The following is a 19,970-nucleotide window of genomic DNA, read 5'->3' as shown; positions in this document are numbered from 1 at the left end:
GTGTCGTTCATGCGGTTGAGGCAACGCAGGAAGGTCGACTTGCCACAGCCCGAAGGGCCGATCAGCGCCGTCACCTGGTTCTGGCGGACGTCGAGATTGACCCCGAACAGCGCCTGCTTGTCGCCATAGTGCACAGTGACCTGGTCGCCGCGCATCTTGATGATTTCGTTGGGTCTGTTCATCTCGGCATTTACCGCGTCTTCGAGTTTTTTCTCGGTCATGATGTTCATAGCAGGATACTCCTTGTCCATGCCCTACCAGCGGCGCTCGAAGCGGCGGCGCAGGACGATAGCGACGATGTTCATGGCCATGAGGAAGATCAGAAGGATGATGATGGCGCCCGACATGCGCTCGACAAAGGCGCGTTCGGCCTCGTTCGCCCACATGTAAATCTGCACCGGCAAGGCCGTCGCCGGATCGAATGGCGTCGTGGGATAGTCGGCGACGAAGGCGACCATGCCAATCAGCAGAAGCGGCGCCGTCTCGCCGAGCGCGCGGGCCAGCCCAATGATCGTGCCGGTCAGGATGCCGGGGGCTGCCAGCGGCAGGATGTGATGGAACACCATCTGCATCTTCGAAGCACCAAGGCCAAGGGCCGCCGAACGGATCGACGGCGGCACGGCGGCGAGTGCCGCACGCGTCGCGATGATGATCGTCGGCAGCGTCATCAGCGTCAGCACCAGGCCGCCGACGAAGGATGCCGATCGTGGCAGGCCAAGGAAATTGATGAACACCGCAAGACCGAGCAGCCCGAAGACGATCGACGGCACGGCGGCGAGGTTGTTGATGTTGACCTCGATGATGTCGGTGAAGCGGCTCTTCTTGGCGAACTCCTCAAGGTAGATCGAGGCGGCAACACCGATCGGCAGCGCCAGCAGCAGCACAATCCCCATCATGTAGACCGAGCCGATGAGGGCGACGCCGACGCCTGACGTTTCCGGCCGGCTCGACGCGCCATAGCTGAACAGCCCGGTGTTGAAGTGCTCGGCCATCACGCCTTCGGCCTTGAGCTTGTTCATCCACTCGACCTGCTGGTCCGACACCTTGCGGCGGCTTTCCGGCACGTCGAGATCGATCTGGCCCTTGAAGGCCGAGTCGAGATTGGCGGCGGCAAGAATATCGACATTGCGCGTGGTGCCGATGACCGACGGGTCCGCCGCAACAATGGCCCTGAGCTGGACACGCGAGCTGTCGGACAAGAAGCCCTTGAGCTTGCGCACCTCGGCCTTGTCGTTCGGGTCGATGCCGAGCTTTTCGATCAGCGCTGCCTCGGCGAGTTTGGGATAGTTCGCCATGATCAGCACGTTCGGATCGGTCGCCCGCTTGTTGCTCGGGTCGATGATCTTTTCGTCGAAATGGATCGGCAGCGTCACCGTTGTCTGCCAGAAGGCGGTGTAGCCCTTGGAGACGATCGAGGTCAGCATGACCCCAAGGAACGCCAGGCCGACAGCAATGGCCAGCACGCCATAGAGGCGGAACCGGCGCTCGGCGGCGTAGCGTTTCTTGATGCCGATGTCGCGGCGCGGACGGGGTGCTGACGTGGCCAGCGTGTCGAGCGAAATATCGGTCATTCGTACTGCTCCCGGTACTTCCGGACGATGTAAAGCGCAACGATGTTCATCACCAGGGTCAGTGCGAACAGCGTGATGCCGAGCGCGAAGGCCACAAGCGTCTGCGGCGTATTGAACTCAAGGTCGCCGGTCAGCTGGTTGACGATCTTGACGGTGATGGTGGTCATCGCCTCGAACGGATTGAGCGTCAGGTTGGCGGCAACGCCAGCCGCCAGCACCACGATCATCGTTTCGCCAATAGCGCGCGACGCCGTGAGCAGGATGGCACCGACGATGCCGGGCAAGGCGGCGGGGAGAATGACGCGCTTGATGGTTTCGGAGCGCGTGGCGCCAAGCCCGAGCGAACCGTCGCGCATGGAACGCGGTACCGCGGTGATGATGTCGTCGGAAAGCGATGACACGACGGGGATCAGCATCACGCCCATCACAAGGCCGGCGGTCAGGATGCTCTGCGCCTGGATGAACGGTGTGCCGCCGGTCAGTGCTGCGCTGATGTCGCGCAGGAAGGGCCCGAGCGTGACCAGCGCGAAGATACCGTAGACGATGGTCGGGATGCCGGCGAGCAGCTCAAGTGCCGGCTTGACCACCGCGCGCACCTTGGGGGCCGCATATTCCGACATGTAGACCGCCGACATCAGGCCAACAGGCACGGCCACCAGCAGCGCGACGAAGGCGATGTAGAGCGTGCCTGCAAGCAGCGGGATCAGGCCGAACTGGCCCTCGGCGCCACCCGAACCGGCAGCGGCGAAGCGGGGATCCCACACGGTACCAAAGAAGAAGTTCGTCAGCGGGATTTTTTCGAAGAAGGCGATGGTCTGGAACAGCATCGACAACACGATGCCGATGGTCGTCAGGATGGCGAGCGTCGAGGCGCCAAGCAAGCTCCACAGCATCACCTTCTCGACATTGTTGCGCGCCCGGGCACGCGGGCTGACGCGACTGAGTCCGAAGCCGGTACCGAACAGCGCAAGGCCGATCGAAACGACGGCGGCGATCATGTCGAGGCGGTCGGAGACGCGGTTGGCCTCGGTCGCGATCGGGATCATGTAGTCTTGCGTGTCGGGCGCCAGCGCCACGCCCTTTACGGCGAGCAGCGGCTGCAATTCGGCAAAGCTGGCCGGCAGCGCAGCAAGTGTTTGGCTATCGAGCCGGCGCAGGCCATTGGCCAGGCTCTTGACCAGGCCGGCGGCGAGATCTTCATGGGCGACGGTGCCGTCGGCCACTTCGGCCGGCAGAGCGGAATGGATATGACTGTTGAGGTAGGCACTCGCGCCGGTATCCCAGGCTGCGAGAAACAATACGGCTGGAACGACGCCCGTCAGAAACGCCCACCAGCCATGGTAGTGCGCACGCGAGTGCGGCTTGACCGTTCCGTCATCTTGCGCACGCGCCCTTTGTCGGCCGACCACGAAGGCAACCAATCCTATTGCGAGTACGATGGCGAAGACGAGCAGGAAAGACATGGGCCGGCCTCGGTGAATTCAGATATTGTGCCGAACGGAACAGCCGGCGGAATATTCCATGGGGCGGAGGTTTTTCCCCCGCCCCACGGCAGATCGATATTACATGGTCTTGCCGGCGCCGAAGGCTTCGCGCTGGGCAGCGCGCTCTGCGTCCGGAGCGGCAACCAGGCCGTAGTCGGCAAGCGGGCTTTCCGGACCGACCATCTGGTCGTCGAGGAAGAACTCGACATATTCCTTCAGGCCTGGAATGACGCCGAGATGTGCCTTCTTGACGTAGAAGAACAGCGGACGCGACACCGGATACTCGCCAGAGGAGATGGTCTCGACCGAAGGCACAATGCCGCCGACGGTAGCGACCTTCAGCTTGTCGGCGTTGTTTTCATAGAAGGCCAGGCCGAACACGCCGACGCCGGTCTTGTTGGAGTCGATGCGAGCAAGCGTCTCCGAGTAGTCGCCRTCGATGTCGACTGCCTTGCCGTCCTTGCGCACTGCCTTGCAGGCTGCTTCGGCAGCCTTGTCGTCGAGGCCCGAAGCCTTGCCGGCTTCAACGCCGCCGAGCTTCTTGCAGCCGGCGATCAAAAGCTTCTCTTCGAACACTTCGCGAGTGCCGTGCTTTTCGCCCGGAATGTAGGCCGCGATGTCCCAGTCGGGCAGGTTCGGGTTGACCTGGTTCCACTTGGTGTTCGGATTGGCGATCAGCTTGCCGTCCACGACAACCTTGGCGGCGAGCGCCTTGTAGACGTCTTCAGGGGTCAGCGCCCAGTCCGGGCCCTTGACGTCGGTCGCGAAGACGATGCCGTCATAGCCGATCTTCACTTCCTGGATGTCCTTGACGCCAGCGTCGACGCAGGACTGGATTTCGTCCTTCTTGATCGGGCGCGAGGAGTTGGCGATGTCGATGGTGTTTTCGCCGACGCCCTTGCAGAATTCCTTGATGCCGGCGCCGCTGCCGCCGGACTCGACCACTGGGGTCTTGAAGTTGGTGAAGGTTTCACCGAAGTGCTCGGCAACGATCTTTGCATAAGGCAGAACGGTCGAAGAACCGGCAACCTGGACCTGGTCGCGTGCCGAGGCATAGCCTACCGAGGCAGCGATCGCGAAGGCAGCAGCCGACGCAGTGAGAAGAGCTTTTTTCATTGGGGCCTGCTCCTGTGGAGTATCTCGCATGACGCCTTTCATCGGCGCCCGGTGAGCCAATAGCCCCCCTCTATTACAGTTGCATGACAGTTTCGTGTCACCCTTGTAACGGTCGCTGTGCAGAGCGGCCAAGGGGTCGTTTCCTCGATCCTTTGCCGGCGCGAGGCAAACAACAGACGAGACGCGAAAGCAAGCCGCCTACCCCAACGGCAGGCTGGCCTTTGTCGCTTGGGCTTGTCACATTTCCACAGTCTTCGAACGCTGACCTGGCGCGTGCGGAAGATTCAGTCAGGCTAGCATCGTCCGAATCTAGATCGCGTCACGGCGCCCATCATCATGCCATGACCAGCGCTCGATCTTTTCGAGCAAGGCGCGAGGGCTGATCGGCTTGGGCAGGTAGTCGTCCATGCCGGCCTCGAGACAGCGGTCCTTGTCGCCCTTGAGCGCATGCGCGGTGACGCCGATGATCGGCACGCGCGTGCCGGTGCCACGTTCAAGCTTGCGGATTTCGCCTGTTGCTTCGAGCCCGTTCATTTCGGGCATCGACACATCCATCAGGATCATCCGCGGCCGACGTTCGCCATAAGCGGCCACAGCCCGTCGGCCGTTGCCGACAATCTCGAAGCTCAGTTCGGTCTCGGCCAGTATCTGGCTGAAAACCATCTGGTTCACTTCGTTGTCTTCGGCAACGAGAATGTCGAGCCCKCCCTCGCCTGCCGGCCGCTGACCACCACGCAGCCGCGTGACGTTGGGCGCCGGGTTATTCGCATTCTTAGCCGGCATTATCGCCTCGGCTGCCTGCACTGGCGTGAGGTTGGGCGTGCGTTGCCGCTGGATCGTTGCGACCAGCGCCTCCAGTAGAGCCGACGAGCGCGCCGGCTTGATCAGCTGGGCATCAATCGCAAGGTCGCGATATCCGGGACCCGACAGCGACTGGTCGACCGAAGTCAGCATGACGATCGGCGTCTCAGCCAAGCCTGGTGTCTGGCGCACCAGCCGCGCCATCTCGGCACCGGTCATGCCCGGCATCTGGTAATCGAGCACGACGCAGTCGACCTTGACCCCCAGCGCGTGCGCAGCGCTCAGCACACGATACCCTTCCGCACCGCTCTCTGCGGCACAGGAATCGAAACCCCACGACAGCATCTGCTCGGTCAGGATCGTGCGGTTGACGGCGTTGTCGTCGACGATCAGCACGCGCGCGCCCGTCACATCGATCAGCGCCGCCGGCCTTGTCTCCAGCCGTCCGGCATTGGGCAACGTCAGCGTGAACCAGAAGGTCGAGCCTGCGCCCTCGCCGCTTTCCACCCCGATCTCGCCGCCCATCATGTCGACGAGCCGCGAGGTGATGGCGAGGCCGAGGCCTGTGCCTTCGTGACGGCGGGTGGAGGACGCATCGACCTGGCTGAACTTTTCGAACACCAGCTTGAGCTTTGCTTCGGGAATGCCGATGCCGGTGTCGGTCACAGCGACATGCAGCTTGGTCCGCTCGCTATCACTGCGGCCCGTCACATCGACCAGCACGTGGCCCGAATCGGTGAACTTCACCGCATTGCCGAGCAAATTGGTGATGATCTGCCTGATGCGTCCGACATCGCCGACATAGAGGTGCCTGAGATCGGGCTGCATGCGCACGATCAACTCCAGGTCCTTTTCCTTGGCGCGCGTGGACATCAATGTGGCTACGTCCTCGATCGCCTCCGAGAGGTTGAACGGGGTCGGATCGAGCACCAGCTGGCCGGCATCGATCTTCGAGAAATCGAGGATGTCGTTGATGATCGTCAACAGCGCATTGCCTGACTTGACAATGATGTCGGTGAAGGTCCTCTGCTTCGGATCGAGATCGGACTTCGCCAGAAGCTCCGCCATGCCGAGCACGCCATTCATCGGCGTGCGGATTTCGTGGCTCATATTGGCAAGGAATTCCGACTTGGCGCGGTCGGCCAACACTGCCCGGCGCTGTGCCTCCTCAAGCTCGGCCTCGCGCTGCTTCAGTTCGGTGATGTTGGTCGTCGAACCGATCAGGTAGAGCGAGCCATCCGACGCCACCATCGCGCCCTTGCGGGCGAACTGATGACGCACGATGCCGTCGGCACATGTGGCCGTCTCTTCGATCTCCACGGTCGTGCCGCGCCGCATGACCTCTCGGTCGGCCTCCATGAATGGCTCGCCTTCGGGGCCGAAGATCTCCAAATCGGTCTTGCCGATCGCTTCCTGCTTGGAATAGCCGGTCAGCTCGCACCAGCCCTGGTTGACATACATTAGTCTGAGATCGTCATGCTTGGCGTAGATAGACACCGGCACATTGTCGATGAGGCTGCGGAAAACCTCGTTTTCGCGCATGCTTTCCTGAAGCGCGCGTTCGCGCAGCTTGAGCTCGGTGATGTCGACACGCACGCCGATGAAAGTACCGTCGGCGAGCCGCTGGTCGAACACCTGATACCAGCGTCCGTCGGGATTGCGCCGCTCCCGCACCGCCTGGCTGGTGTGATAGTGCCCGATCATGCCCTCGACCCAGGCTTCCGGATCGGCATCGTAAAGGGCATCGAGCTCGGCGTCGCCGGTGTCGCGGTAATAACCTGAGCGCTGCGCCACAACCAGGCTGTCGCGCAGCGAGCTGCCTTCGGTCATGACATCGCCGAGCGCTGGCAACGCGTTCTTGAGCTTGCGGTTGGCGAGCACGAAACGGTCGTCGCGGTCGTAGATGACAACGCCCGCCGGCAGCGATTCGAGCACCTCCGCCAAGCGGTGGCGCGCCTCGACGGCTTCGACCTCGCGCTGCTTCATCGCGCTGACGTCGTAGTAGGAAACCAGCCGCTTGCCGCCCGAAAGTGCCGTCACCGAATAGATGATGGTGCAGCCGTCGGCGCGGCGGAACTCGCGCGGCGCAACGTCGCCGGCCAGAATCTCGGCTTCGCGCGAGGCGACATAGCCTTCCCACTCGTCATCGGCGATGGCGTAGACGCCATTGTGGCGGTTGACGTCCATCAGCGTCCTGAACGGGCAGCCGGCGGCGACCTGATCGACGGTGACCTTCCATATCTCGTAGAAAGCCTGGTTAAGGAACAGCACGCTGAGCCCGGCGTCGACCAGCACCACGCCCATATTCATCGAATCGATCGTCCGTTCGAGATCGGCATAAGGCAAATTTACGTCGTCCAAGGCCCGACCGTTGCGAGCCTCGATCGTCACCGCCTGGCCATTGGCCGGCTCGCCGGTCGGATCGTTGACGTCCGACGACCCCAGAATTTTCCGCATCCGTCAGCCCTGCATGCAAGGGCGATGCTGCTCCCCCGCAGACCGCCGCTGCCAACCTTGCCGCAGAAGCATTAACGATTGACTAACCTTAACGCCGCACTTCAGCACGTGCGCAGTTTCAGCTCAGGCCAAGCTGAAAAATAGTGAATTTCGAGAGCCGCAACGGAACGCATTCGAGTGCATCACCGAAGGCGCAAGTGGGTCAGCGCTGCAGGCCGACCGCGCCGAGGCTTACGCCCCCTAGTCGTCGTTGGCGGCATTGAGCTCTTCGGGGCGCATGCCGCCATTGGGGTCCACCAGGCCAAGCGACTTGGCCAGGATCAGCCGGCGCGACTTGAGCAAAGGCGAAAGTGCCGCCTGCACATCCGACATGCGCGGGTTGCGTTCATGCGCTGCAACGGCTGCTTCATCGGCATAAAGCTCGTTGACCATCACCTTGTTGGCGATCGCGCTGCCGTCGCGCTCCACCGGCTTGATCACCTCGAAGCGCAGGCAGCCCGGCTCCTCCTGCAAGGTCGCACGCGCATGTTCCGAGATCAGGTCGAGGAACTGCTCCTCCGCCCCATCCAGTGTCTCGAATTCGACGATGATGGTCATTTCAGCCAAGCGTTCATGCCCTTCTTGCGATCTGTGGCCTGTCGGCCGTCATTCAGCCGCCTCATGCCGGACGGTCCGCGTCAGGCTAAGTCATGCCGGAGTTGTTGGAAAGGCCGGGATAGTCCGGCAGACACCGGCGGGCAGAAGGGTGTGCAGCCCGCCGGGCGTTGCCAAAGACGCGCACTCGATACATTGCGCGTGTCAATGGTGCGGTCGTTTGGTGAACAATTGGTAAAGGCAAGTGACAATCATCACAGCGCAATTCCACTAGGCGTCACCAACACAAGCTCCGCTCCGGTATGCATGAGCGGAGCCGATTTGCGTCAATCAAAGCAACAGTCGTGCTTATAGGGTGTTGACCCAGGAGCATATGCGGGAAGTTCCGGCCAAAGGTGCGGCCAGATTGAGCCGCTGGTTCCCGCCTGTTCCGCCTGAAGTCTGCAATGCGCAATCGTTCTTCACTTGCGCCTGCTGTAGAGGGCTAAGCGACTGCCAATGAGCCCTCATGTCAGCGCCGAAGTTCATWGTACCAGCTACATTGCCAGGATATTGAGCCTCTCCGATCGACTGAGTCGCCCGGTCAGGCGCCCTTTGGATCGAACCTGTTGTCTGTGCCAAAGCCGCAGTGGAAAGACCTATCGACAGAATCAAAGCTGCCATGAGCTTGTGTGACATACTTTCCTCCTTTGAACGTGGCCTCCTTTGGCCGCAAGTGGCGGCAACGTGGCTCAATGTCCCCGCCACGGATCGGTTCCCCCCTTTCATAATTCGTGATCGCGGCGGCAGCGCCCATCGTTCGCCAGGGTGGAACCGCGACACTTGTTTGCGAGTTCAGTTTCAGGCGCAAACGCGCAATCGAGTGTGGTCTTTTCCTTTCAGCCACGCTCCGGAAAGGCCCGCCGCAGCCCCTCGCAGCGGGCTTTTTCGCCGAACTTGGTTGGGCCGCCTCGCAACTCCGATACAACCCAGGGTGACTCGACATGACGTGGGTTGTAGAGCAAAATTTCCGCCMTGAAATGAACCACGCCAGCATGCAATCTTTGCCTCGAGGAGGCATGTCGATGCTATCGCCTGCGCCAGGTACTTCTAATGATGCTGAACTCTATCCCCATTCTATGTCGGCAGGCATAGTCAGGGTTTAAGCATCCACTTCGGTCAGCTTGGCTGACCACGACAACCAGCAGGCAAAAACTCAGCAGCAAGATGTCAAAAGACAAGCCCCATATGGGAGAAGACTATGGAGCACGTACTTTTCACCCAGCCGAACTCCCCGATTTATCCCAAGGATCTCGCGCTTCTTCAGCGCGTGTTTGACCAGATTTGCCTCGAACGCGGCGAAGACCCCAGCTCGGTGTGGGCAAGCGAAATAGCGAGGACTCTTCTCAAGCTCTACCGTGGCGGCGTGCGCGACAAGGATCTGCTGCTGGCCAGCATACCGCGGCTTCGGACGAGAAACGCCGCCTGAACTTCAGGCTGCCAGAACTTCACGCAAAATGCGGTGGCACATCGACACCCGAAAKCGCGGCGCTTTCGGGTGTGTATGATGTATTTCACATGGATTCCCCCTGATATTCGAGCGCCTCTGACGCCCGGATGGGGTGTTTTCGCCTAAATCCTCGACTTTTTCTGCGATCTGGCATGCGGATTTTCATCCGCCCATTGATCCTGCGCTGTTGAGCGACGACAATGTCACCCGGCAGGTCGATCCAATCCGGGCATATGACGCAACGTCTCGCTACGCTGGTTGCCACGATAATCGTCATCCTCGCCGCGTCATCGGCGGCCCGGGGCGAAGCGACTCATGGCCGTCAGATGCTCACCGATCCGCATCAGCACGGCATGGCGGCGCTCTATGCACCTTGGCCCGCTATTGCCGCCAATTACGCCACCGCGATGATGCGCTATCGCAACGCTGCGGAGTATGAGGGCTTGCCGCAACAGGTCTATCCCTTCATCCTGTTTGCACGCCCCCCACTTGGCGGACCCTGGACCTGGACGGCGGCGAACGGCTCGCATGTCCGCCGTCTGCGCGACGGCGCCTTGCGGATCAGCATGACCAACCAGCTCGGCAACTGGTTCGTCGACATCTTGTGCACGGACACCGGCTGGCCGGTGTTTTCGTGTGATGACGGCATCGAACGCGTCGCCGCCGCGCCCGCTCCTCAACTCTTCATCATCGACGGCGTCGAGTTTTCACGGGCTCTGCCGGCGGCGACAAATCCCTGAGCTTTAGAGGACGCCATGGCTAAGTCCGACTTCAGTTCCGTCGATGAATACATCGCGGCCCAACCGGAAACCTCGCGGGACACGCTGGAAAAAGTCCGCGCCATCATCCGCGACGTCCTGCCAGGCGCCGAGGAAGTCATCTCCTACCAGATCCCTGCCTACAAGCTGGATGGGGCCCAGGTGATCTATTTCTCCGGCTGGAAAGAGCACTATTCGCTCCACCCCGCCTCCGCTCATCTCGTCGCAACGCTCAAGGACGAGATCATGCCCTATGTCGCCGGCAAGGGCACGCTGCGGTTTCCGCTCGCCGAACCCGTGCCGGTGAAACTGATCGAACGCGTCACCAGGCTCCGCGCCGAGGAAGTTGCCGAAGAGCAAAAGGCAAAAGCAGCCAAAGCGAAGCGCCGCTGATTACTGGCGGCGCGCTCGCTGCTGTCAGGGAACGTCGTCGCTCGCCACAGGGCCACCTTCGCCTTCCAGCGTCGACAGGCGCCGGGTCACCGAACGGCTGAACTTGAGCCGGACGCCAGCGCCGTTGGCGCCTTCCTCCGGAATGAACACAGCTCCGAGCCGCTCCAGCGCCGATTGGAGCGCAAGGATTGTATCGTCGGCGGGTATCGAGATCTGTCTTTCGAACGCCTCGATGACCAGCTCGTCCACATTCGACGCCGTCGCCAGTTTCGCCCGCGTGATTTCAACAATCGCGCGCGCAGCCTTGCAGATCGGTCCGGTCATCATGAGCAGCATCTCCAAATCCAACCCGCCGGCGCGAAAGGCAAAGGCCTTGCGGCAACGCGGGAATGAGTCCGGCGAAGCTACGAGAGGGGGATCACCGGTTCAAGGGCAGGCCCCGGCGATGGACGATCTGTCGCCATCGCCACCGCAAGCCTAACCCCAGGCAGCTCCGTTGAGCGCATCGAGCGGGAATTTCAAATAGCGCTTGCCGTTGGCTTCCGGTTCGGGAAGCCTGCCGCCATTGATGTTGATCTGCAACGCATGCAGGATCAGCTTGGGCATCGGCAAGGTGCTGTCGCGCTCGTTGCGGAACGCTACGAAGTCTTCTTCGCGTTCATAACGCGTCAGGTGGATGTTCTGGTTTTTCTGGGCGGCAACCGTGCTCTCCCAGCGCGGCTCGCGGCCACCCGGCTGGTAGTCATGGCCGACGAAAATGCGCGTGTCGTCCGGCAGCGCCACAATGTCCTGGATCGTCGCCCACAACGCATTGGCGCTGCCGCCGGGGAAATCCGTGCGCGCCGTGCCGCTGTCCGGCATGAAGACGGTATCGTGCACGAAGGCTGCGTCACCCACGACATAAGTCACCGAAGCCAGCGTATGGCCGGGCGAAAACATCACGCCTGCCTTGATGCCCCCGATCTCAAACGTATCGCCCTTGTCGAACAGCCGATCCCATTGCGAGCCGTCGGTGCGCAGGCTCGGCCAGTTGTAGATGCCGGCCCAAAGCTTCTGCACATCGACGATGCGCGCTCCGATCGCCGTCGGCGCGCCGGTCTTGGCCTTCAGATAAGAAGCGGCCGAGAAATGGTCGGCATGCGGGTGCGTGTCGAGAATCCACTGCACTTCGAGGTCCTGCGCACGAACGAAATCGAGCAGCCGGTCGGCATTGGTCGTCGCCGTCGCACCCGACTTCTCGTCGAAATCGAGAACCGGATCGATGATTGCGCATTGCCTGGTTCGCGGGTCGGAAACGACATATTGCACCGACCAGGTGCGCGGATCGAAGAAGGCGGCGATATCGGGTCTTGCCATCTCTCAAGCCTCCGCCATTTCGACATTGCGCGGGTAAAAGATCGCGCGACTGGCATCAAAATCATAGCGTGATTGGTATTGCATCGCGTCCCCTGCCAGCTGCCTCACCGCATCGAGGATGAACTGCACTTTCTCTTCCGGCAACAGCACGCTGAAATTGAGCCTGATGAATCCAGGCTTGCTGATCTCGTCGCCGGCAAGGATCGCTTCGCGCATGCGCTGCGATTCCGCTTCGCCGATCGACAAGAGCCGATGCACATAAGGTCCGGCACAAGCGCAGCCGCCGCGCGCCTGGATGCCGAAGCGATCGCTCAGCATGCGGGTGACGAGCTGCTGGTGGACATAGCCGCCCCTGCCGTCCTTCACGCGGAACGAAAAGATCGGCAGCCTTTGCGGCGACAGCGCGCCGAGCAATTCGATGTTTTCAACTCCCTCCCATGCGGCCATGGCGCACTGGGTCAATTCGGCATTGCGGGCCTGCATCGCGTCCGCGCCGAGCGCTTCCTTGACCAGGAAGGCAAGGGCGGCACGAATGTCGCCCACCACGTTGGGGGTACCCGCTTCCTCCCGAGCCTCCAGGCTGGTGCTGTAGTCGTGACTGGTCGGCGACACGAACTTGACGGTGCCGCCGCCGGGCCAGGACGGCTTGTCCGTCACGACCGCGTCGCGGCGCACGATCAGCACGCCCGAGGCACCCGGGCCGCCCAAAAACTTGTGCGGCGAGATCACCACCGCGTCGATGTCGGCGTCACTTTCGGGCGACATGGCGATCGGCATGTAGGGCCCGGCACCGGCATAGTCCCAGACCATTTTCGCGCCCGCCGCCTTCACTAGCCTGGTGACTGCAGCGACATCGGTGATGATTCCGGTGACATTGGAGGCGGCCGAGAACGCACAGACGGTAAGGTCGGCGCCCCTTTGCAGCACGTCATCCAGTGCGGTGCGATCGGGCCCGCCGTTGGCACATTCCGCGATCTCGATGACTTCTGCCCCGCTTTCGCGCCAGGGCAGGATGTTCGAATGATGCTCGTAGGGGCCGATGACGACGCGGACGCGCTTGCCAGCAGCGACAGCATCAGTCACGCCCAGAAGCTTGACCAGCCGGTTGATGCCGGCCGTAGCACCCGAGCCGGCAAAGATGACGGCGTGCTTGTCGCTCGCGCCGCAGCAATCGGCAATCGCCGCCCGCGCCTCGCGGCGCAGGCGGGTCATCATGCCGCCGCAATAGGACGCCTCGGTATGGCTGTTGGCGTAGTAAGGGAGAACCTCCTCGAGAACGAAGCGCTCGATCTGCATTAGCGCTCGCCCCRAAGCGACATAATCCGCATAGACCATGGCCTTGGGACCGAACGGACCGTCGACTTTCGCGCCCTTGCCGACGAGGCCTTCGCGCAGCTGTGAAACCACATCGCCGGCCGCCAGGCCTTGCCTGAATTTCTGCAGCAGGCCAGTGCCGCCAGACTTGTCGGAGCACACGGTTTCCATCGAATCTCTCCCGGGAAGGTACCAGGGCGCGATTCTAATCGGATATCACCGTTGAAACTTCATCGTTTTCTCGCGACTTTTCGGTCAATTTGGGTCATATGATCGCCGGGATGGAAAAGATCGACGAAATTGACCTCAAGATCCTGTCGTGCCTGCAAAAGGACGGCGCGATTTCGCAGCGCGATCTGGCCGAGCGTGTCGGGCTTTCGCAGAACGCCTGCTGGCGCCGCCTGCAGCGGCTCAACACAAGCGGCTTGATCCGTGGAACGCACGCTGACATCGATCTGTCGGCGCTCGGCTACGATCTGACGGTGTTCGTCATGATCCGCACCCGCCATCATTCCAAGGAATGGGCCGACAATTTCCGCAAGCATGTCGAGCGCCTGCCCGAGGTGATCGACTTCTACCGCATCGGCGGCGACTGGGATTACCTGATCAAGGTGGTGACCAAGGGCATGTCAGGCTACGACGCCTTTTACCAGAAGCTCATCACCAATTTCGACCTGGCGACGGTAACCGGCTTCTTTTCCATGGAAGCCATCATCGACGGCCGTGCCGCGGATCTGAACCGCTTGCGATGAATCCGGCTGCAAGACACGCTGTCAGCCTGGGGAGCCGCATGGCCGCCGCCGCGCGGGTGAGGCCAAAAGCTGGTCGCGTTCTAAATGTTCCCCGAGACCCAACCCTTACGCGTCAGGATTGATTTGCAGGCTTTTCGGAAGGGGCAGACTTGAGCATCGCATATGCATATCGCGGGCGAGTAGCTTTCGTTTCTTTTCTTGATGCTCTTTTCCAGCCAGCGCGATACCAAGCCCATACGGGCCAAGCAACAGACTGGCCGGTATGCTCAATGTCTTCTTTTCTCCAGCCTCGTAGTTCAATGCCGCCGCGCGGATTTGTTCGCACTCCGGCGACCGCCATTTTGCATCTTGGGTCGAGAGTGTGGCTGCATACTCGGCGGGCAGCGTCGTACAGCCAGCAACTGCGAGCATGGCCATAGCGGCCAGGAGCCCTACCTTCTTCATCCCCAAGCCCCTCAATATCGCCTCGCGTCATTCCGCCGTTCTTCCACGACGGCATACCTATTAGCATTGCCTACCGCCATAGCCACATCCCCTGGGGCCCGGCGGCGATTGAATGCGGGGCTTGGAAAAGCGTCAAGCCGCGAGTCTAGCGATCCGCCAGGCAGCGTACAGAACGACCGTTATTTGATGGATTTTGCAGCGGCTCAGCCAAGCGCTTGATTTGGTTGGTACGCCCAAGGGGAATCGAACCCCTGTTCCCGCCGTGAGAGGGCGGTGTCCTGACCGCTAGACGATGGGCGCAGCCGAGATCGGCGATATAGGCTGGCGTTTTCGAAAAAGCAACAGCCTCGGCCGCGATATTATTGCAATGCGCCAATTACTTCTTGGGTTCGAGCAGATCCCACAGATTACCGCAGAGATCGGCGAATACGGCGACCGTGCCATAGGCCTCGTGGCGCGGCGCTTCGCGGAATTCGACGCCCTTTTCAAGCATCAGCGCATGGTCGCGGGCAAAATCGTTGGTCTCAAGGAACAGAAAAACGCGGCCCCCGGTCTGGTTGCCGATGCTTGCCGCCTGCGCCACCCCGTCCGCCTTGGCCAGCAGCAGCCTCGCACCTTGCCCACCGCCCGGCTCGACCGTCACCCAGCGCTTGCCGCCGCCGAGATCGACGTCTTGGTCAAGCACGAAGCCGAGCTTTTCGACATACCAGGCGATCGCCTGGTCGTAGTCGGCGACGACAACCGAAACCGTGGCGACCTTGCGCCCCGAGGCAGGCAACTCGCTCACTGTGCCCCGCTCACTGCGCTTTGACCGCGAACTGGCCGATCAGCCGACGCTGGGCGATGTCGTAGACATAGATCGTGTGGCTGCCGTCGGCGAGTTCCGCGTCGATCGAGATGCGGTTGCCGGAGAGCGACTGCGACACGATCTTTGCGCCTGCGGRCAAAACGATATCGCCGCTCAGCTGGCTACCCGCGGCCACGGGAATTTCACCGCCCACAATCGCGGCAGCAGGCTCAGCCGTTCGCGATTTGTAGACAATGCCGCCAATGACAGCCATAAGGGCGACCAACAACAGCCCTAAATTGATGATGAAGAAGCGGACGAGTTTCCTGCGGACGCGCTCAACCGACGGGTCGAGCGGCTTGTCTTCTTCTTCAATAGCGGGCCGAGACATGGCAAAACTTCCGGAACAATTGTGATGAGCGCATCAGATAGCGAAGCGACAGGCACTTTGATAGTGCTCGAGGCCGACTCCGATGCCGCAGGTCTGCGGCTCGATCAGTGGCTGGCCGGTCGCCTTGCACCCGATCTGTCGCGCAGCCGGGTCCAGGCGCTGATCAAGCAGGGCGCGGTGCGCGTTTCCGGCAATGTCGTCAACGAAGCCAAGCGTAAGCTGGTTTCGGGCGAAAAGATCGCCATCGATATGCCGGAGCCCGAACCGGCTGCACCCGAGGGCGAGGCGATCGCGCTCGACATCCTCTATGAAGACGACGAGCTGATCGTCATCAACAAGCCGGCCGGCCTCGTCGTCCACCCAGGTGCCGGCAATTGGACCGGCACGCTGGTCAACGCGCTGATCCACCATTGCGGCGACAGCCTCTCAGGCATCGGCGGGGTCAAGCGGCCCGGCATCGTCCATCGACTCGACAAGGAAACGTCAGGCGTCATGGTCGTGGCCAAGACCGACCGCGCCCACAAATCGCTGTCCGAGGCCTTCGCCGACCATGGCCGCACCGGCGACCTCGAACGCGCCTATCATGCACTCGTCTGGGGCTTCCCCCAGCGCATGACCGGCACCATCGACGCTCCGCTCGGCCGCCATTCAGACCGCGTCCGCCGCGCCGTGGTGCCTGAGCACCGCGACGACGCCCGCCAYGCCATCACCCACTTCACCGTGCTGGAGCGTTTTGGTTCGGAGCAGGCGGAGTTCGCCACCGCCAGCCTGGTCGAATGCCGGCTGGAAACCGGCCGCACCCACCAGATCCGCGTCCACATGGCCCATATCGGCCATCCCGTCCTGGGCGACCCCGACTACGGCCAGGCCTTCCGCACCAAGTCGAACCGGCTGCCTGAGCCGCTGAAATCAGCCGTGAAGGCGTTTCCGCGCCAGGCATTGCACGCCAGGCTACTTGCATTTCGCCACCCTACTTCCCATTTGATCATGCGGTTCGAGGCTCCCTTGCCTCGCGACATGGGGGAATTGGTCGACGGCTTTCGGAATCTCTGAATCGTCGATCAGAAAACCTGACTCGTATTGTTCACTTAGGCGTGACACTCTGTTTCGCGTTGAACAAATCGTGTCTTTTCCGGTTTTGTTCCTGTATAAAACCCATGGCGCGACAGTGCATTCGGCAGCCGCGCCACATGCTCGCCAGGATCAGGGAGCATTTCTCGTGAAGAGGGAGGGCGCTTTATGGCCCAGTCACTACCTAGTATCGTCTCCGGCGAAGGCGGCCTCAGCCGCTACCTGGAAGAAATCCGCCGCTTTCCGATGCTCCAGCCGCAGGAAGAGTACATGCTCGCCAAGCGGTACAACGAGCATGAGGACACCTCGGCTGCCCACAAGCTGGTCACCAGCCATCTGCGTCTCGTGGCCAAGATCGCCATGGGCTACCGTGGTTATGGCCTGCCCATCGGCGAGGTGATCTCGGAAGGCAATGTCGGCCTGATGCAGGCCGTCAAGAAATTCGAGCCAGAGCGTGGCTTCCGTCTCGCCACCTATGCCATGTGGTGGATCAAGGCCTCGATCCAGGAGTACATCCTGCGGTCGTGGTCGCTCGTCAAGATGGGCACAACCGCCAATCAGAAGCGGCTGTTCTTCAACCTGCGCAAGGTCAAGGGCAAGATCCAGGCGCTCGACGATGGCGATCTGAAGCCCGAGCACATCACCGAGATCGCAACCCGTCTCAATGTCTCCGAGGCCGAGGTGGTGTCGATGAACCGCCGCCTGTCGGGCGACGCTTCGCTGAACGCGCCAATCCGCGCCAGCGAAGGCGAGTCGGGCGAGTGGCAGGACTGGCTTGTCGACGACCATGACAGCCAGGAAACCATGCTCATCGAGCAGGACGAGCTCGACAACCGCCGCGGCATGCTGGCGAGCGCCATGTCGGTGCTCAACGACCGCGAAAAGCGCATCTTCGAGGCGCGCCGTCTTTCCGACGAGCCGCTGACGCTGGAAGAGCTTTCGGCCGAGTTCGACATCTCCCGCGAACGCGTCCGCCAGATCGAGGTCCGTGCTTTCGAAAAGGTCCAGGACGCGGTCAAGGCCGCCGCCAAGAAGCAGGCCCAGGCGCTCCGCACCATCGACGCCTGAGCTTTTGGCGCGGGGGCTCCCGCTCCGATGCAACCGCAAACAAAAACGCGMTGGTTTTGCCGGCGCGTTTTTTCGTTTGATCGCAGCACGCGCATCCTTCTATCCACGCCAAACCGGCACCGTCATCGAGCACGACGATCCTCGTGACCTTTCGAGGCTTCGCCGCTTCAGGCACGAGGATGACGGAGATKGGGACGGCATCACCAAAGGACCAGGCCAGAGAAAAGCCCGGCGAGAGAATAGTCTTCAATCAGCCACGCCGAAGATTGGCGAAGCCCCCGGTTTCCGTCATCCTCGGGTCGGAGCGCGAGCGCAGCGAGTGGCGGAGATCCCGGGGACCCATGCCGTGACAGCCGTGCTATCGATGACGGCCCCATCTCTGTCATCCTCGTGCCTGAAGCGGCGCTGCCTAAGTATAACCGCAAATTTGATGGCGATGGATTAGGGTAATGCTTGCGATGTACTGGCGGTTAGCTAAACTCCAGACATGGCTCGCAAGGGTTATGTCTATGTTCTGGCGTCACAGAAAAACGGAACGCTCTACACCGGCGTGACGTCTGACCTTGCTGGACGTCTGCTGCAGCATCAGACCGGTACGGGCTCGAAATTTGCGGCGCGTTATGGCGCGGTGCGTCTGGTTTGGTTCGATGAGTATGATTTGGTGGTCGATGCGATCGCGCGGGAGAAGGTTATCAAGAAGTGGCCGCGACAATGGAAGATCAATCTGATCGAGGAGCGAAATCCTAACTGGAACGACATTTCGTGGCACCTGCTTTAGCTGCGAGGGCTGGACCAAGGTAATCTGGCGCCGTCATCGATAGCACTATCGTCGCGGCATGGATCCCCGGGATCTCCGCCACTCGCTACGCTCGCGCTCCGACCCGAGGATGACGGTCGCGGGAGTTGGCACGCCAATCGGCACAGCCTGCAGCCAGAGCCAGCGACATCATTCAGACGCATCGAACATTAAGGCAGGGCGCTATAGCCAAAAGCGTCCTCGGTTCCCGTCATCCTCGGGTCGGAGCGCGAGCGTAGCGAGTGGCGGAGATCCCGGGGATCCATGCCGCGACGGTCGTGATATCTGTGAGGGAACCAGATTGCCGCAGCAGGCATGCGTCAGCCGCCGGAGCTACCGAATCTAAATCAGGGACCGCTCTGGCAAAGGCTGATCAGGACAACGGCAACCGTTCTGGCGGCCGCCAACGCTACAGAATCGGCCGTCCCTAAACCTTCTTCGCCAAGCTCATCGCCAGATGTTCCATGCGCTCGGCCAGCGAGCCCAGCGCGCCGGTCAGTGCGGCGTCGTTCTTGTCGGCCTTGGTGAGCGCATCGTCGCGCGTCTTGCGCAGCGTCAGCACTTCGCTCTCCATGCCCTTGACGCGCTTCTGCAGCTCCGACAACTCGTCCATCACCATGATGCCGGCCATGACCGTCAACCGCTGGTCGCCGATCTCGCCGAATGAATCCTTGAGATGCAGCACATAGCGGTCGAAGCGGCTGGCGAGATCGATGAGGTGCTCTTCCTGCCCCTCGTCGCAGGCCATGCGGTACTGTTTGCCGTCGATGGTAACAGTGACTTGCGCCATCTCCATCCTACCTGTCCAGCACGGCGCGGATCGTCTCCATGGCGGTCACGAGCCGTCGCGAGACTTCCTTGTTGGCTTCTTCCAGCCGTTCGGCGCGGGCTTCGGAATTGTCGAGCTCCTGCGCAAGGCGGGCGCGGTCGGCATTCATGCGCTGGACCTCGGCTTCTGCTTCGCCGTAATCCTGTTCATGCTCCAGCCGCACGGCGACAGCGCCTTCCAGCGTATCGATCGCCTTGCCTAGCCGGCCAATGACTTCCCTGAGTGTCGTATCCCCGGTCATGGCTCCCGTAGACCCTCGCCCATCACCGAATCGCGCACGTTTCAGAACGCGTTATGTCTGAAACATTAGGCACCGGTTGAACGAGGCGTCAACAAAGCTGTTTCGCCTTTCCCCTGTTAAGCGCATCACTCCGGATATCCGAAACCGGCATAGGCGTGACTTGGCGCCGCAAGGAGGGTGTGAAAACGCACCGATTTATTGACTCAAGCCCTATGCCTGCTATGTGTCGCGCACTTTTCCGGGGTGTCGCCGCCCCGC

The 19,970-nt window shown here is 61.5% G+C and carries 21 protein-coding genes and 1 tRNA gene; 7 read left to right on the top strand and 15 right to left on the bottom strand.

Annotated features, from left to right (window positions below; genetic code table 11):
* The 6 genes from AC1DWF_RS13650 to AC1DWF_RS13625 form a co-directional block, all read right to left on the bottom strand.
* Window positions 1–230 (bottom strand): ATP-binding cassette domain-containing protein (locus tag AC1DWF_RS13650; RefSeq protein ID WP_476841764.1); only part of this gene is annotated, 230 nt, incomplete at its 3' end.
* A 24-nt stretch (window positions 231–254) separates the two neighbouring features.
* A complete protein-coding gene (gene pstA, locus AC1DWF_RS13645) occupies window positions 255–1,571 on the bottom strand; it encodes a phosphate ABC transporter permease PstA (RefSeq protein WP_476783092.1) in 1,317 nt (438 codons plus the stop codon).
* Window positions 1,568–3,034 (bottom strand): phosphate ABC transporter permease subunit PstC, encoded by a 1,467-nt coding sequence (gene pstC, locus AC1DWF_RS13640; RefSeq protein WP_476788363.1) that lies wholly within the window; start codon window positions 3,032–3,034, stop codon window positions 1,568–1,570. The genes pstA and pstC overlap by 4 nt, the downstream gene beginning before the upstream one ends.
* 99 nt (window positions 3,035–3,133) lie before the next feature.
* On the bottom strand, window positions 3,134–4,171 hold the full coding sequence (locus tag AC1DWF_RS13635) for a substrate-binding domain-containing protein (protein ID WP_476783094.1): 1,038 nt from the start codon (window positions 4,169–4,171) through the stop codon (window positions 3,134–3,136).
* A gap of 309 nt (window positions 4,172–4,480) precedes the next feature.
* Complete coding sequence (locus AC1DWF_RS13630) at window positions 4,481–7,429, bottom strand: response regulator (protein ID WP_476788362.1); 2,949 nt, start codon at window positions 7,427–7,429, stop codon at window positions 4,481–4,483.
* Between the two features lie 240 nt (window positions 7,430–7,669).
* Window positions 7,670–8,026: a putative quinol monooxygenase gene (locus AC1DWF_RS13625; RefSeq protein WP_476783052.1), complete on the bottom strand. Its 357-nt coding sequence runs from the start codon at window positions 8,024–8,026 to the stop codon at window positions 7,670–7,672.
* A 1,237-nt stretch (window positions 8,027–9,263) separates the two neighbouring features.
* On the opposite strand from AC1DWF_RS13625, the gene AC1DWF_RS13620 reads away from it, so the two are divergent.
* The 3 genes from AC1DWF_RS13620 to AC1DWF_RS13610 all read left to right on the top strand — a co-directional run bounded on the left by AC1DWF_RS13620 (window position 9,264) and on the right by AC1DWF_RS13610 (window position 10,663).
* Window positions 9,264–9,491 carry a hypothetical protein gene (locus AC1DWF_RS13620; protein WP_476783039.1) on the top strand — a complete coding sequence of 76 codons (228 nt, stop codon included), beginning with the start codon at window positions 9,264–9,266 and terminating at the stop codon, window positions 9,489–9,491.
* 254 nt (window positions 9,492–9,745) lie between these two features.
* A complete protein-coding gene (locus AC1DWF_RS13615) occupies window positions 9,746–10,252 on the top strand; it encodes a hypothetical protein (RefSeq protein WP_476783040.1) in 507 nt (168 codons plus the stop codon).
* A gap of 15 nt (window positions 10,253–10,267) precedes the next feature.
* A complete protein-coding gene (locus AC1DWF_RS13610) occupies window positions 10,268–10,663 on the top strand; it encodes an iron chaperone (RefSeq protein WP_476783041.1) in 396 nt (131 codons plus the stop codon).
* Window positions 10,664–10,687: 24 nt separating this feature from the next.
* Here the strand turns inward: AC1DWF_RS13610 and AC1DWF_RS13605 are convergent, their stop codons facing one another.
* The 3 genes from AC1DWF_RS13605 to AC1DWF_RS13595 all read right to left on the bottom strand — a co-directional run bounded on the left by AC1DWF_RS13605 (window position 10,688) and on the right by AC1DWF_RS13595 (window position 13,504).
* A complete protein-coding gene (locus tag AC1DWF_RS13605; RefSeq protein WP_476841763.1) occupies window positions 10,688–10,999 on the bottom strand; it encodes an XRE family transcriptional regulator in 312 nt (103 codons plus the stop codon).
* 141 nt (window positions 11,000–11,140) lie between these two features.
* Window positions 11,141–12,019 (bottom strand): MBL fold metallo-hydrolase, encoded by an 879-nt coding sequence (locus AC1DWF_RS13600; protein ID WP_476783043.1) that lies wholly within the window; start codon window positions 12,017–12,019, stop codon window positions 11,141–11,143.
* Between the two features lie 3 nt (window positions 12,020–12,022).
* A complete protein-coding gene (locus AC1DWF_RS13595; RefSeq protein WP_476841762.1) occupies window positions 12,023–13,504 on the bottom strand; it encodes an aminotransferase class V-fold PLP-dependent enzyme in 1,482 nt (493 codons plus the stop codon).
* A gap of 110 nt (window positions 13,505–13,614) precedes the next feature.
* Between AC1DWF_RS13595 and AC1DWF_RS13590 the strand changes: the two genes are divergently transcribed.
* Window positions 13,615–14,085 carry an Lrp/AsnC family transcriptional regulator gene (locus AC1DWF_RS13590; protein ID WP_476783045.1) on the top strand — a complete coding sequence of 157 codons (471 nt, stop codon included), beginning with the start codon at window positions 13,615–13,617 and terminating at the stop codon, window positions 14,083–14,085.
* A 105-nt stretch (window positions 14,086–14,190) separates the two neighbouring features.
* Here AC1DWF_RS13590 and AC1DWF_RS13585 read toward each other — a convergent pair whose 3' ends face one another.
* The 4 genes from AC1DWF_RS13585 to AC1DWF_RS13570 all read right to left on the bottom strand — a co-directional run bounded on the left by AC1DWF_RS13585 (window position 14,191) and on the right by AC1DWF_RS13570 (window position 15,707).
* Window positions 14,191–14,529 (bottom strand): hypothetical protein, encoded by a 339-nt coding sequence (locus tag AC1DWF_RS13585; protein WP_476783046.1) that lies wholly within the window; start codon window positions 14,527–14,529, stop codon window positions 14,191–14,193.
* Window positions 14,530–14,754: 225 nt separating this feature from the next.
* A tRNA-Glu gene (locus AC1DWF_RS13580) sits at window positions 14,755–14,829 on the bottom strand.
* A gap of 76 nt (window positions 14,830–14,905) precedes the next feature.
* Window positions 14,906–15,307 carry a VOC family protein gene (locus AC1DWF_RS13575; RefSeq protein WP_476783053.1) on the bottom strand — a complete coding sequence of 134 codons (402 nt, stop codon included), beginning with the start codon at window positions 15,305–15,307 and terminating at the stop codon, window positions 14,906–14,908.
* Window positions 15,308–15,326: 19 nt separating this feature from the next.
* The gene (locus tag AC1DWF_RS13570; protein ID WP_476841761.1) at window positions 15,327–15,707 is read right to left on the bottom strand and encodes a fimbrial protein; all 381 of its coding nucleotides are present in this window, start codon (window positions 15,705–15,707) and stop codon (window positions 15,327–15,329) included.
* A gap of 24 nt (window positions 15,708–15,731) precedes the next feature.
* Here AC1DWF_RS13570 and AC1DWF_RS13565 point away from each other — a divergent pair, with 24 nt between their 5' ends.
* The 3 genes from AC1DWF_RS13565 to AC1DWF_RS13555 all read left to right on the top strand — a co-directional run bounded on the left by AC1DWF_RS13565 (window position 15,732) and on the right by AC1DWF_RS13555 (window position 18,624).
* On the top strand, window positions 15,732–16,760 hold the full coding sequence (locus AC1DWF_RS13565; protein ID WP_476783048.1) for an RluA family pseudouridine synthase: 1,029 nt from the start codon (window positions 15,732–15,734) through the stop codon (window positions 16,758–16,760).
* Window positions 16,761–16,946: 186 nt separating this feature from the next.
* Window positions 16,947–17,846 carry an RNA polymerase sigma factor RpoH gene (gene rpoH / locus AC1DWF_RS13560; RefSeq protein WP_115730533.1) on the top strand — a complete coding sequence of 300 codons (900 nt, stop codon included), beginning with the start codon at window positions 16,947–16,949 and terminating at the stop codon, window positions 17,844–17,846.
* A 487-nt stretch (window positions 17,847–18,333) separates the two neighbouring features.
* Window positions 18,334–18,624, top strand: coding sequence for a GIY-YIG nuclease family protein (locus AC1DWF_RS13555; RefSeq protein ID WP_476783049.1), 291 nt, complete (start codon window positions 18,334–18,336; stop codon window positions 18,622–18,624).
* A 445-nt stretch (window positions 18,625–19,069) separates the two neighbouring features.
* Here the strand turns inward: AC1DWF_RS13555 and AC1DWF_RS13550 are convergent, their stop codons facing one another.
* Both AC1DWF_RS13550 and AC1DWF_RS13545 read right to left on the bottom strand, forming a co-directional pair.
* Complete coding sequence (locus tag AC1DWF_RS13550; RefSeq protein ID WP_476783054.1) at window positions 19,070–19,432, bottom strand: cell division protein ZapA; 363 nt, start codon at window positions 19,430–19,432, stop codon at window positions 19,070–19,072.
* Window positions 19,433–19,439: 7 nt separating this feature from the next.
* Window positions 19,440–19,712, bottom strand: coding sequence for a DUF4164 domain-containing protein (locus AC1DWF_RS13545; RefSeq protein WP_476783050.1), 273 nt, complete (start codon window positions 19,710–19,712; stop codon window positions 19,440–19,442).
* Window positions 19,713–19,970 lie beyond the last annotated feature (258 nt).

The organism is Aminobacter sp. P4_D5 (assembly GCF_056401815.1).
The sequence above is the reverse complement of the archived record's forward strand: the minus strand, read 5'-3'. Positions and strand labels throughout refer to the sequence as shown.